Origin of the sequence: Mycolicibacterium lutetiense (genome assembly GCF_017876775.1) — a bacterium.
Classification (GTDB): domain Bacteria; phylum Actinomycetota; class Actinomycetes; order Mycobacteriales; family Mycobacteriaceae; genus Mycobacterium; species Mycobacterium lutetiense.
In genome coordinates, this window is the sequence record NZ_JAGIOP010000002.1 from 3,704,038 (window position 1) to 3,716,096 (window position 12,059).

At 66.7% G+C, this 12,059-nt stretch carries 15 protein-coding genes and 1 tRNA gene; 10 read left to right on the top strand and 6 right to left on the bottom strand.

Annotated features, from left to right (window positions below):
* Positions 1-29: 29 nt before the first annotated feature.
* Positions 30-785, bottom strand: a complete 756-nt coding sequence (locus JOF57_RS27095) for an SDR family NAD(P)-dependent oxidoreductase (protein ID WP_209922281.1) — start codon at positions 783-785, stop codon at positions 30-32.
* A gap of 48 nt (positions 786-833) precedes the next feature.
* Here JOF57_RS27095 and JOF57_RS27100 point away from each other — a divergent pair, with 48 nt between their 5' ends.
* Positions 834-1,442 carry a histidine phosphatase family protein gene (locus JOF57_RS27100; protein ID WP_209922282.1) on the top strand — a complete coding sequence of 203 codons (609 nt, stop codon included), beginning with the start codon at positions 834-836 and terminating at the stop codon, positions 1,440-1,442.
* A 3-nt stretch (positions 1,443-1,445) separates the two neighbouring features.
* Positions 1,446-2,474 carry a phosphotransferase family protein gene (locus tag JOF57_RS27105; RefSeq protein WP_209922284.1) on the top strand — a complete coding sequence of 343 codons (1,029 nt, stop codon included), beginning with the start codon at positions 1,446-1,448 and terminating at the stop codon, positions 2,472-2,474.
* Between the two features lie 4 nt (positions 2,475-2,478).
* Here the strand turns inward: JOF57_RS27105 and JOF57_RS27110 are convergent, their stop codons facing one another.
* Positions 2,479-2,865, bottom strand: a complete 387-nt coding sequence (locus tag JOF57_RS27110) for a LapA family protein (protein ID WP_209922286.1) — start codon at positions 2,863-2,865, stop codon at positions 2,479-2,481.
* A 116-nt stretch (positions 2,866-2,981) separates the two neighbouring features.
* On the opposite strand from JOF57_RS27110, the gene JOF57_RS27115 reads away from it, so the two are divergent.
* From JOF57_RS27115 to JOF57_RS27135, 5 genes are read left to right on the top strand one after another with little or no spacing between them, the layout of a single operon-like run.
* Entirely contained in the window at positions 2,982-3,914 is a 933-nt protein-coding gene (locus tag JOF57_RS27115; RefSeq protein WP_209922288.1) for an ABC transporter substrate-binding protein, read from the top strand.
* Positions 3,911-5,017, top strand: a complete 1,107-nt coding sequence (locus JOF57_RS27120) for an ABC transporter ATP-binding protein (RefSeq protein WP_209922289.1) — start codon at positions 3,911-3,913, stop codon at positions 5,015-5,017. The genes JOF57_RS27115 and JOF57_RS27120 overlap by 4 nt, the downstream gene beginning before the upstream one ends.
* A gap of 3 nt (positions 5,018-5,020) precedes the next feature.
* The gene (locus JOF57_RS27125; protein ID WP_209922291.1) at positions 5,021-5,692 is read left to right on the top strand and encodes an ABC transporter permease; all 672 of its coding nucleotides are present in this window, start codon (positions 5,021-5,023) and stop codon (positions 5,690-5,692) included.
* Complete coding sequence (locus JOF57_RS27130; RefSeq protein ID WP_209922293.1) at positions 5,689-6,471, top strand: ABC transporter permease; 783 nt, start codon at positions 5,689-5,691, stop codon at positions 6,469-6,471. The genes JOF57_RS27125 and JOF57_RS27130 overlap by 4 nt, the downstream gene beginning before the upstream one ends.
* Positions 6,468-7,055 carry a putative glycolipid-binding domain-containing protein gene (locus tag JOF57_RS27135; protein ID WP_209922294.1) on the top strand — a complete coding sequence of 196 codons (588 nt, stop codon included), beginning with the start codon at positions 6,468-6,470 and terminating at the stop codon, positions 7,053-7,055. The genes JOF57_RS27130 and JOF57_RS27135 overlap by 4 nt, the downstream gene beginning before the upstream one ends.
* Here JOF57_RS27135 and JOF57_RS27140 read toward each other — a convergent pair.
* The gene (locus JOF57_RS27140; protein WP_209923774.1) at positions 7,018-7,962 is read right to left on the bottom strand and encodes a prephenate dehydrogenase; all 945 of its coding nucleotides are present in this window, start codon (positions 7,960-7,962) and stop codon (positions 7,018-7,020) included. The two genes, JOF57_RS27135 and JOF57_RS27140, sit on opposite strands and share 38 nt — an antisense overlap.
* Before the next feature lie 98 nt (positions 7,963-8,060).
* Between JOF57_RS27140 and JOF57_RS27145 the strand changes: the two genes are divergently transcribed.
* Entirely contained in the window at positions 8,061-8,567 is a 507-nt protein-coding gene (locus JOF57_RS27145; RefSeq protein ID WP_209922296.1) for a tRNA adenosine deaminase-associated protein, read from the top strand.
* The gene (locus JOF57_RS27150) at positions 8,564-9,019 is read left to right on the top strand and encodes a nucleoside deaminase (protein WP_209922298.1); all 456 of its coding nucleotides are present in this window, start codon (positions 8,564-8,566) and stop codon (positions 9,017-9,019) included. The genes JOF57_RS27145 and JOF57_RS27150 overlap by 4 nt, the downstream gene beginning before the upstream one ends.
* Here the strand turns inward: JOF57_RS27150 and JOF57_RS27155 are convergent.
* On the bottom strand, positions 8,964-9,479 hold the full coding sequence (locus tag JOF57_RS27155; protein ID WP_209922300.1) for a hypothetical protein: 516 nt from the start codon (positions 9,477-9,479) through the stop codon (positions 8,964-8,966). The two genes, JOF57_RS27150 and JOF57_RS27155, sit on opposite strands and share 56 nt — an antisense overlap.
* 98 nt (positions 9,480-9,577) lie before the next feature.
* Here JOF57_RS27155 and JOF57_RS27160 point away from each other — a divergent pair.
* Positions 9,578-9,668 (top strand) — tRNA-Ser (locus tag JOF57_RS27160).
* Positions 9,669-9,706: 38 nt separating this feature from the next.
* On the opposite strand, the gene JOF57_RS27165 is transcribed toward JOF57_RS27160, so the two are convergent.
* Together JOF57_RS27165 and JOF57_RS27170 are read right to left on the bottom strand one after the other, a co-directional pair.
* Positions 9,707-10,249, bottom strand: a complete 543-nt coding sequence (locus tag JOF57_RS27165) for a nitroreductase/quinone reductase family protein (RefSeq protein WP_209922302.1) — start codon at positions 10,247-10,249, stop codon at positions 9,707-9,709.
* Positions 10,250-10,261: 12 nt separating this feature from the next.
* Positions 10,262-12,040 (bottom strand): peroxidase family protein, encoded by a 1,779-nt coding sequence (locus JOF57_RS27170; protein WP_209922303.1) that lies wholly within the window; start codon positions 12,038-12,040, stop codon positions 10,262-10,264.
* Positions 12,041-12,059: the final 19 nt, after the last annotated feature.

The following is a 12,059-nucleotide window of genomic DNA, read 5'->3' on the forward strand; positions in this document are numbered from 1 at the left end:
GCTACCCGCGTCACACTACCGCGCCCTGCTCAGGGCAGGCCGCCATCGACCCGCACGATCGAACCGGTGGTGAAGCTGGACGCGTCCGACATCAGAAACAGTGCAGCGCCGACGATCTCGGGTGGGCTGCCGGCCCGTTGCAGGGCCAGGTGGCCGAACGGATCGCCGGCCATGTCCCAGGCCTTGCTGACATCGGTGAGAAAGGGTCCGGCCATCAAGGTGTTGACCCGCACGGTGGGCCCGAACGCCTTGGCCAGGCCTTCCGTCATGGCGTTGAGCCCGGCCTTGGCCGCCGCGTAGGGCAGCATGTACTGGTCCGGGCGCAGCGATCCGGACGAGCTGACGTTGACGATCGCGCCGCCGCCGGCAGCCGCCATGCGCTCTCCCAGCAGGGCCGAAAGCCGGAACGGCCCTTTGAGATTCAGGTTGAAGACCGAGTCGAACAGTTTCTCGGTTACCGAGCCCAGCGATTCGTACAGCGGTGACATGCCGGCGTTGTTGACCAACACATCGACCTTGCCGAACCGCTCGTAGGTCGCGTCAACCAGACCGTCGAGCTGATCCCACCGGCCCACGTGCACTTGATAGGGCAGGGCGACGCGTCCGGTGGCTGCGGTGATCTCCTCGGCCACCGCCACGCAGGAGTCCAGGTTGCGGCTCGCGATGACCACGTCGGCCCCGCACCGTGCCGCTCCCATCGCGATCTCGCGGCCCAGCCCGCGGCTGCCGCCGGTGACCAGCACTACCCGGTCGGTGAGGTCGAACAACTCGTCGGCATATCCCATGTGATGACCCTCTCCGGCCCCCGGACACCGCGGACCTATGGTGGCACGGTGCAACTGCTTCTGGTCCGACATGCTTTACCCCTGCGTAGCGAGCCCGGTCAAGGGTCCGATCCTGACCTGTCCGACGAGGGCATCGCCCAGGCTCAGCGCCTGCCGGCCGCTCTGGCCCGGTTCCCGGTCAGCCGGCTCGTCAGCAGCCCGCAGCGGCGTGCGATCCAGACCGCGGGACCGCTGGCCGAGGAGCTGGGTCTGCAGGTCGAGGTCGACGAGCGGTTGGCCGAGTACGACCGCGACATGTCTCATTACGTGCCGATCGAGGAGATCGCCAAGGAGAACCCCGAGGAGCTGGCGCGGCTGGTGAGCGGCCACCTGCCCAGCAGCGTGGATGAGGACGCGTTCATGGCGCGGATCAGCGCCGCGGTCGAGGACCTGGTGGCGGCCGGTGACCATGACGGCACCGTCGTGGTGTTCAGCCATGGCGGGGTGATCAACGTGCTGCTGCACCAGATCCTGCAGACCCAGCGGCTGCTGTCCTTCCACGTCGATTACGCGTCGGTCACCCGGCTGCTGTCGTCCCGTTCGGGCAAGTTGGCCGTCGCCTCGGTCAACGGCACCGAACATGTATGGGATCTGCTGCCGCGAAATGTCCGGTGGTAAACAATGACCGTGACTAATCTGGAGGGCCTCGACCTCACCGCCCTGGACCGGCATCTGCGTTCGGAGGGCATCGCCCGCAGCGGTGAGCTTCGTGCCGAACTGATCGCCGGTGGCCGCTCCAACCTGACCTTCCGGGTGTGCGATGACGCGTCCGCATGGGTGCTGCGTCGCCCGCCGCTGCACGGGCTGACCCCGTCCGCGCACGACATGGCCCGCGAGTACAAGGTGGTGGCCGCGCTGGCCGGCACCGCGGTGCCCGTCGCCCGGGCGGTGACGATGAGCAACGACGAGTCGGTGCTGGGCGCACCGTTCCAGATGGTCGAGAACGTCTCGGGCCAGGTCGTCCGCAGCGCGGCTGAACTTGCTGCGATGGGCGACGAACAGGTGATCAGCGACAGCGTGGACGCTCTGATCCGGGTGTTGGCCGACCTGCACGCGGTGGACTTCGAAGCGGTCGGTCTCGGCGATTTCGGTAAGCCGGCGGGTTACCTGGAACGCCAGGTGCGCCGCTGGGGTTCGCAGTGGGACCTGGTCCGGCTGCCCGACGATCCCCGCGACGACGACGTCAAGCGTCTGCACCAGGCCCTCGCCGATTCGGTTCCGGCCCAGAGCCGCAACTCGATCGTGCACGGCGACTACCGCATCGACAACACGATCCTGGACGCCCAGGATCCGACGAAGGTTCTCGCGGTGCTGGACTGGGAACTCTCGACTCTGGGAGACCCACTGAGCGACGCCGCGCTGATGTGTGTGTACCGCGACCCGATGTTCAACCTGATCCTGAGCATGGAAGCGGCGTGGAGCTCACCGCAGATGCCGTCGGCCGACGAGTTGGCCAACCGTTATTCGCTGCAGTCCGGCCAGGACCTGGCGCACTGGGACTTCTACATGGCGCTGGCTTATTTCAAGGCAGCGATCATCGCCGCCGGTATCGACTTCCGTGCGCGCCAAGGCTCTGAGTCGCCGGGCGGGTCGAGTGTCGGCGAGGCGGTCGCCCCGGCGATCGCCTCGGGTCTGCGCGCCATCGGCTGACGCGTCAGCTGCGCTGGGCGGCCTTGAAGTTCTTCTTGGCGGCCCGGCGCAACTGGAAGATCCTCGCCGATCCGGCGGCGACGGTCAGCAATCCGCCGGCCACCGCGGCGCCCAGGATGGCCACCCCCGTCGGCAATGACCAGTGCCAGCTCAAGAAGGCCATCGGGACGGGCTCGGTGTTCTGCGCGATGAAGATCAGCAGCACGATCAGCACCAGGAAGCCGAGAATCAGTGCTGACCAGAGCGCCCCGGCGCGCGTCAGTTTGGGCTCGGAGGCCTTGTCCGACTTGGCGGGGGCCTTGCCGGACTCCGGGGCCTTGGCCGGGTCGGGCAGCGGCGCGGACGGTGTGGGCTCAGGCAAATCGGGCGATGCAGGCGAATCGCTGGTCATCCTGTCATCTTCGCCTGCTGCGGCGTCAAAGCAAACCACCATGGGGTAAACCGCGGCGGCATGTCGGGTCTGCCACTAGGGTCGGGGCAGGCTGAACGCGCCGAAAGGACGTGCGGATGCAGCGCAAAACCCTGGTCGTACTGGTCACATTGCTTGCGCTGTTGTTGTCTGCCTGCGGTAGTGCCAATCCGTTGGGCGGCGGACCGATCTCGGGTGACCTGAAATCGATCACCGTCGGATCGGCTGACTTTCCGGAGTCCAAGATCCTCGCCGAGATCTATGCCCAGGTGCTGGAGATCAATGGCTTTCAGATCGGACGGCAGTTCGGTATCGGCAGCCGCGAGACATATGTTCCTGCGGTGCAGGATCATTCGATCGATCTGATCCCCGAGTACACCGGAAACCTCTTGCAGTACTTCGATAAGGACGCCACCGCCACCACCCCGGATGAGGTGCTGCTCGCACTGTTCAAGGCATTGCCGGGGGACCTGTCGATCCTGTATCCCTCACCGGCCGAGGACAAGGACACCCTCGCCGTCACCGCCGAGACCGCACGACGTTGGAACCTCAAGACCCTCGCGGATCTGGCCGCGCATTCGGCCGAGGTGAAAGTCGGTGGACCGTCGGAGTTCCAGACCCGTCAGACGGGGCTGGCGGGCCTGAAGTCCCACTACGGGTTGGACATCGCGCCGGTCAACTTCGTCGCGATCAGCGACGGCGGCGGGCCGGCTACGGTTCAAGCCCTGAACAGTGGGGCTGTCACGGCGGCGAACATTTTCAGCACCTCACCGGCGATCGAGCAGTACGACCTGGTGCCGCTGGAGGACCCCAAGAACGCTTTCCTGGCTGCCAATGTCGTTCCGTTGGTGGCCTCGCAGAAGATGTCGAATGAACTCAAGACTGTGCTCGACGCGGTGTCGGCCGCACTCACCACCGAAGCCCTCATCGAACTGAACACCGCGGTCGAGGGCAATAAGGGCGTCGACCCCGACGAGGCCGCCGAAAAGTGGATCAAGGACAACGGATTCGACAAGCCGGTGCAGAAGTGATCACCTTCGAGAACGTCACCAAGCAGTATCCGGACGGCACTGTCGCCGTCGACAAGCTCAATCTGGAAGTGCCGCAAGGCACGCTGACGGTGTTTGTCGGCCCGTCGGGCTGCGGCAAGACCACCTCGATGCGAATGATCAACCGGATGATCGACCCGACCTCGGGGACCCTCACCGTCAACGGGGACGACGTCGGCACGGTCGATCCGGTGAAGCTCCGCCTCGGCATCGGTTACGTCATCCAGAGCGCCGGGCTGATGCCGCACCTGCGGGTGGTCGACAACGTCGCGACCGTGCCCGTGTTGCGCGGGGAGTCCCGGCGTAGCGCCCGCAAGGCCGCGATCGGGGTGATGGAACGGGTGGGTCTCGACCCGAAACTGGCCGACCGCTATCCGGCGCAGCTGTCGGGCGGGCAGCAGCAGCGGGTCGGGGTGGCCCGCGCGTTGGCCGCCGACCCGCCGATCCTGTTGATGGACGAGCCGTTCAGCGCGGTCGACCCGGTGGTGCGCGAAGATCTGCAGGCCGAAATCCTGCGATTGCAAAGCGAATTGCGTAAAACCATCGTCTTCGTCACGCACGACATCGACGAGGCGGTCAAGCTGGGGGACAAGGTCGCGGTGTTCGGCCGCGGCGGGGCGTTACTGCAGTACGCCGATCCCGCTTTCGTCCTGTCGAATCCGGCCAATGAACTCGTTTCGGAATTCGTCGGGGCCGACCGGGGGTACCGCGGGTTGCAGTTCCTCCACGCGAGCGGCCTGCCCCTGCACGAGATCAAAAGTGTCGACGAGAACGACATCGACGCGCTGAACCTGAGCCCGGGGGAGTGGCGGTTGGTCCTCACATCCGGCACGCCGTTCGCGTGGATCAACGCCGAAGGCGTCGAGGTGCACCGCAAGGGGAATCCGCTGTACGACAGCACCGTCGGGGGTGGATCCTTCTTTCCGCCGGACGGCAACCTGCGGCAGGCGCTGGACTCGGCGCTGTCGTCGCCGAGCGGGCTCGGGGTGGCAGTCGACGAGGCCGGCGAGTTGCTCGGAGGTGTGCGCGCCGACGACGTGCTCGAGGCACTCAAGGAGCAGCGTCGCGTCCCGGAGCTGGGATAGTTCATGCGCTATCTGCTGAACCATCTCGACGACCTGTGGGTGCTGACCGTCGTGCACCTGCGGCTGTCGCTGGTGCCGATCGTGCTCGGGCTGCTGATCGCCGTCCCGTTGGGAGCGGCGGTTCAGCGCACCACCGCGCTGCGGCGGTTGACCACCCTGACCGCGAGCATCATCTTCACCATCCCGTCGCTGGCGCTGTTCGTGGTGCTGCCGCTGATCATCCCGACCCGCATCCTGGATGAGACCAATGTGATTGTGGCGCTGACTCTTTACACCACGGCGCTGTTGGTGCGGGCGGTGCCCGAGGCGCTCGATGCGGTGCCCGAGCAGGTACGTGACGCGGCGACGGCGATCGGTTACCGGCCGCTGGTGCGAATGCTCAAGGTGGAACTTCCGTTGGCCATCCCGGTGTTGGTCGCGGGGTTGCGGGTCGTCGCGGTCACCAACATCTCGATGGTGTCGGTGGGTTCGGTGATCGGTATCGGCGGCCTGGGCACCTGGTTCACCGAGGGCTATCAATCCAACAAGAGTGACCAGATCATCGCCGGGATCATCGCGATCTTTGTGCTGGCCGTCGTCATTGACACCCTGATCATGGCGGCCGGCCGGGTCATCACGCCCTGGAACCGCACGACACGCACGCCCCGAGCGTCCCGCATCAAGGCGGCCGCATGAACTTCCTGCAGCAGGCACTGGACTTCATCTTCACCGCCGCCAACTGGGCCGGGCCGGCCGGCCTGACCGCCCGCATCGTCGAGCACATGGAATACACCGTTATCGCGGTGGTGGCCTCCGCGGTGATCGCGATCCCGGTCGGCCTGCTCATCGGCCACACCGGACGCGGTACCTTCCTGGTCGTCACCGGGGTCAACGCGCTGCGGGCCCTGCCCACGCTCGGCGTGCTGCTGCTCGGGGTGCTGTTGTGGGGGCTGGGCCTGGTGCCGCCGACGGTCGCTCTGATGCTGTTGGGTATCCCGCCGCTGTTGGCCGGGACGTATGCCGGCATCGCGAATGTGGATCCCGCCGTGGTCGACGCGGCCCGGTCGATGGGGATGACCGAGCGGCGGGTGCTGCTGCGGGTCGAGGTGCCCAACGCGCTGCCGTTGATCGTGGGCGGCCTTCGCACCGCGACGCTGCAGATCGTGGCGACGGCGACGGTGGCCGCCTATGCGAGCCTCGGCGGGCTGGGCCGGTATCTGATCGACGGCATCAAGGTGCGTCAGTTCCACATCGCGTTGGTGGGTGCGCTCATGGTCACGGCGCTGGCCCTGATCCTCGATGCTGCGCTGGCGTTCGCCGTGTGGCTGTCGGTGCCCGGTAGTGGCCGGTTGGGAGGTCGGCGCCGGATTCCGCAGCCGTTGCTCGGTGACGAGGTGGCCCTCGAGTCGCGCTCGGTGGGGAGTTCTGGACTCGGCTACGAAGGCCGAGCGTCGTCGCATACGGTAGACGGGTGAGTGACCAGAAGGACGGTGCCTGGCCAGCAGTGTTGACCTGGCGGGCGCACGACGAACCCCGGATGGAGTCGGCTCGGGTTCAACTGTCGGGCAACCGGATCAAGGCCTACGGCCGGATCGTGGCCGCCAGCACCGAGTCTCACCCGGCGTTCTCGGCCTCCTATGACCTGGTCACCGATGAGACCGGCGCCACCAAGCGGTTGTCTCTCACGGTCACGTTGGCCGAGCGGGAACGCCAGCTCTCCATCGCCCGCGATGAGGAGAACATGTGGCTGGTGCAGGATCACAGTCAGACCAAACGCTCGGACTTCGGTGGCGCGCTCGACGTCGACCTCGTGTTCAGCCCGTTCTTCAATGCGCTGCCGATCCGGCGAACCGGCCTGCATCAGCGGGCCGAGTCGGTGACCCTGCCGGTGGTCTACGTCCGGTTGCCGGACCTGTCGGTGGAGACCGCGAACATCAGCTACAGCAGTACCGGGCCCGGTGCCGGGGTCAAGCTGCGCTCACCGGTCGCCGACACCACGATCACGGTGGATTCCGAGGGCTTCATCCTTGATTACCCAGGACTGGCAGCGCGGATCTGATCACCCCGCCGGCTCGTCCGGCGGCGGCCAGCTCGGCCCGCCAGTTGTCCGCGCCCACCACCGTGGTGATGATCTCGGGGCGGGCGAAGCTGTCATAGCGCATTCGCGCGGCATGACCGGTCTCGACCAGACCGGCCACCGACCCCGTAGCCGCCAGCATTTCCTTCGCACGGCTCAGCAGTTCGATGCCGTGCTCGAGCGCGGGCAGCAGTTGGTCGGCGTTGGCCTCACACATCGCCCGCACCAGGTCGGGTGCGGTGGCCGCCACCCGGGTGCCGTCGCGGAACGATCCGGCGGCCAGGGCGAAGGCGAGCGGTACCTCGCCGGCGATCACCGCCAGGGTCTCGGCGAACAGGTGTGGCAGGTGCGAGATCGTGGCCGCGGCGGCGTCGTGCTCATCGGAGCGGGCGGGCACCACGACGGCGTGGCAGTCCAAGGCCAGTTGGGCCACCTGGGACCAGATCTGGGGGTCGACGTGGTCGTCCACACTGACCACCCACGCGGCCCCGGTGAACAGGGCGGCGTCCCCCGCAGACCAGCCGGAGTGCGCGGTACCGGCCATCGGATGCCCGCCCACGAAGTTCTGCACAAGGCCGACCCGCTGCACCTCGGCGAGCACCGCGCCCTTGACGCTGGTGACATCGGTCAACGGGCACCGGGGTGCGGCGTCGAGGATGTGGTCGAGCATCTGCGGCAGGGCCGGCACCGGCACCGCGAGCACGATCAGCGCATTGAGGTCGGCGGCCCGGCGCAGGGCCTCGTCGAGGTTCTCGGTGGCGTCGTATCCGTCGAGCTTTGCGGCCGCGACGGCCTCCATCGACCGGTTGTAGCCGAAGACCTCGCGGCCGGCCCCGGCGGCGGCGCGCATCAGCGAGCCACCGATCAGGCCGAGGCCCACCACGCACACTGGTGTGTTCGTCACGCTTCAAGATTGGCATACCTGTGCCGCCGGGGCAGCCGGTGCTCCCTGTCAAAATTGCTGGTCGGCGACTACCGTAGGCGGACATGGGAGCACAACGTGCGCCGGCAGACCTGCCCGATGGCTTCGGGGTGGCCGTTGTCCGGGAAGAGGGCAAGTGGCGTTGCGCGCCCATGCGTTCGTCATCGTTGAAGAGTTTGACCGCGGCTGAGACCGAGCTTCGCGAGCTGCGCAGCGCCGGGGCGGTCTTCGGGCTGCTCGATGTGGACGACGAATTTTTCGTGATCGTGCGGCCCGCCCCCGCGGGTACCCGGCTGCTGCTGTCGGACGCCACCGCGGCCCTGGACTACGACATTGCTGCCGAGGCGCTGGAAACTTTGGACGCTGACCTCGAAGCCGAGGACCTTGAGGACACGGACCCGTTCGAGGAGGGCGACCTGTCGGTGCTGTCCGATATCGGTCTGCACGAGGACGTGCTCGGCGTGATCCTGTCGGAGACCGACCTGTATGCCGATGAGCAGATCGGGCGGATCGCCCGTGAGATGGGCTTCGCCGATGAGTTGTCGGCGGTGCTCGACCGGCTCGGTCGGTGAGCTTTTCCGATGAAGCGCTGATCCGCGCTGCGCTCGATGCTGCCCGGACGGCCGGTCCGCGCGACGTGCCGATCGGCGCGGTGGTGTTTGCCGCCGACGGCACCGAGTTGGCCCGCGCCGCCAATGTCCGTGAGGCCAACGGGGACCCGGCCGGTCATGCCGAGATCGTGGCGATGCGCGAGGCGGCCCGGGTACTCGGCGACGGCTGGCGACTGGAAGGCACGACGCTGGCCGTGACCGTGGAGCCATGCACGATGTGCGCGGGCGCGCTGGTGCTGGCCCGGGTGGCGCGGGTGGTTTTCGGGGCGTGGGAGCCCAAGACCGGGGCGGTCGGCTCGCTGTGGGACGTGGTGCGTGATCGCCGGCTCAACCACCGACCCGAGGTGGTCGGAGGAGTTATGGCCGACGAATGCGCGCGTCTGCTGGAGGAGTTCTTCGCGGCCCAACGGTGAGTGCGGTGAGTGCGGTGCAGAGCAATAGCACGCCCGCCAAACAGGCCTGCGCGGTGAGGACTGGGATGTTGACCAGTAGGCGAGACTGCAGAGATTCGGCGCCCAACTCTGTTTGCAAGGTATCGACCAGCAGTGCTGGGAACATCAGACATGTCACGGTGGTGGTGAGCGCGATGAGCGCGAACCCGAGTGCCACGAACCTGGCCCAGGGTAGCCGTGTCGTGCTTGCCAGTGCGGCGGCCGCCAAGACGGACGTGAACAGGACGATCCAGCCGGGTAGCGCGGTCGTCGGTAGCCATACCGCGTCGTAGTGGTCGGCGTTGTCGCCGACATACGTGCCGAGCCCGGTCCACCGCATCGGCAAGCCAACATCGGTCAGGTCGACCCACGGCAGGAACGTCAGTGCCGCTGACAATCCGGCCGCGACGATGGCCACAGCGATGAGCACTTTGCGTCGCACGGCATTCCCCCTTCACGCCGCAGTCACGGTACCTCGGTCAGCCCGCGTGATCCGGCGGCGATTAGGGCCTGCGGCGCCCGCCCGGTAAGCTGCCACACGGTGGCGTGTCCGAGCGGCCTAAGGAGCACGCCTCGAAAGCGTGTGACGGGTAACCCCCGTCCGAGGGTTCAAATCCCTCCGCCACCGCCATAAGCCCCGCGCCTGTTCTTACAGGTAGCGGGGTTTTTTTATGCCCCGCCGTCCGGCGACAACCGCAACACCGGGATGGTGCGGATCCCGTCGGTGCGCTGCTGGTACACCTCCCAGCCCTTGTTGAGCCGGTCGGCGGCCAGTGCGTAGAGCCGGTCGCGATCTGCCCCGGTGGCCTCACGAGCCACGAACCGTCCACCGCGTGGCCCGATGTGCAGCTCGCAGTCGGGATGGGCGAGCAGGTTGTAGTACCAGCCGGGGTGATGTTCGCGTCCATAGTTGGAGGCGATCAACACCACGTCGTCGCCGTCGGTGAAATAGGCCAACGGGCTCTCGTACTGCTTGCCGCTGCGGGCCCCGGTCGAGGTCAGCACGAGCACCGGGATGCCCTGACTCAACCGCATCCGCCCGTGGGTCGCCTTCATCAACGGAGACTCCAACGGGGCAATCCGTCGCCGCCACAGCGCCGCGGCCCGCTCGGTGGTGAACAGCTTGCCCCCGGTCAACCAGAACAGCTCGCGTTTCCACAACGGCCGAGCTTCCAGATTGACTCGGGGGATGCCGTTGAGCGTGGCGGACATGGTGCGGCCTGGCTAGATCCGCGTCCACGGTGCGAACGCGTTGCGTTGTCCACGCAGCGTCGGCTCGAGTTCGGGATAGTGACGCAGCAACACCGAGGTCATGTCGTTGTGGTCGATCCAGTCCATGCCTTCGGGGGTGTAGACGCGGGGGGTGAAGTCGACGGTGTAGAACCGGTCGCTCTTGAGACGCCGGGTCGCCATCAACACGAAGATCCGGAAAGCGGTGTCGCTGAACCCGAATCCGGCCGGCAGCTTCTCGCCGAACATGCCGACCATGGTGTCGACCTTCTCGATGTCGCCGCCGTAGATCTCGGCCATCGCGGCGGCGGTCGAGGCGTCGCCGCCGCTGATCTGATCGAAGCTCGTCACCGGATTCAGTCGCAGTGCACGGCGGAAGTTGTTGTAGCGCGGGACTCCCCGTTCCCGGGAACGCAGGATGTCGGTGGCGATCAGGTCGAGTGCGTGTTCGTCTGCGCGTTCGAAGTCCCGCATGAACTTCGGGCTGTTGTGCAGGGTGACTGCACCGGGGTGAGCGACGCCCAGCGAGTACAGGCATTCGGCCACCCCCAGGCTCTTGAGCACCCCGCGGGAGTTCGCGCCGCCGTGGATGTCACTGAAGGTCATGGTGCGAGTGTCGACACTGCTTGTGAGGCTGAGGAATTCGTAGTCGTCGGGAACGAGCGGGTGCATCCGGTACACCGTGACGAAGTCCTCGGTGATCGAGTACGGCGCGGTGTGGTGGTCGGCGGTTGAGCCCGGGATGCCGCTGAGCGCATCGCTGGAGCTCAGCCGACCGAACAACTCCTTGACCCGTTCACCGGCCAGGCCGAACCAGTTGGCCCGCATGCCGATCTGCAAGGTCGGGTGCCCGAGGATCGCCGGGGTCCACTCGATGGTGTGAATCTTGGCGATCAGCGCGGCGTTGATCAGCCGCGCCTTGTTGAACAACTGATCGTCGTCCCAGCTCGGGTAGGACGCCGTCAGTCGGTCGCAGATCGCGTTGTGCTCGCGCATGAATATCGTGCCCATCAGTTCCATGCCCAGCCACCAGCCGTCCGCGCCGCCGGATGCGCCGATCAGGGTCGGGGGAATGTCGATGAACCCGTCGGCGTCGATGCGCACCTTGCCGTCGCGGTGGGTGCGGATCGCGTTCTGGAAGTCCTGGGTGCTGCCGTAGATCTGCGAGGCGTCCCACCAGTGGGTTTCCGTGTTCAGGAAAGTCGATCCCCCAGGCGCGGCAGTGGGATCGGCCGTGGTGGCCGGGACCTTGATGGTGTCCTCGGGCCAGTCGTCGTCGGGCGGTCGGGGAATCTCGATCATCCGGTTGGTGTCGGAGCCATGGCTGAACCAGTCGCGGGTCTCGAACTGCAACCACGCCGCGGCCAGCACGTTGAGTGTGGTGGCCGGTCGGAATTCGCGGCGCTGCAACAGCTTCGTGCTGATGAGTCGCGGGTTGGGATCCATCAACTCCGGCAGTTGCTCGGCGCGGCCCTCGGCCAACGGTACATTGCGTCCGAATCGGGTATCCGCCATGCCCATTGAGGGCTCGGACAGATCGTTGTAGGAGCCGTTCGCTGTCCGGACGGTCAGGTAGTCGGCAGGGGCCAGCGGTGGCGCCTGTGGCGGGCGACCCTGGTAGCTGTCGAACAGATTGTGCTCGCGCAGGGCGTCCCGGATCCCGACCAGTACCGAGATGCCCAGGATCGGTGGCAGCTTGTCCCAGCCGATCCGCCGGTCGATCACTTCAGTGGTCTTGAGGAACAGGTGTGTGAGAAGCGATGGCTTCGGCATGTCTCGATCTTGGGTGTTC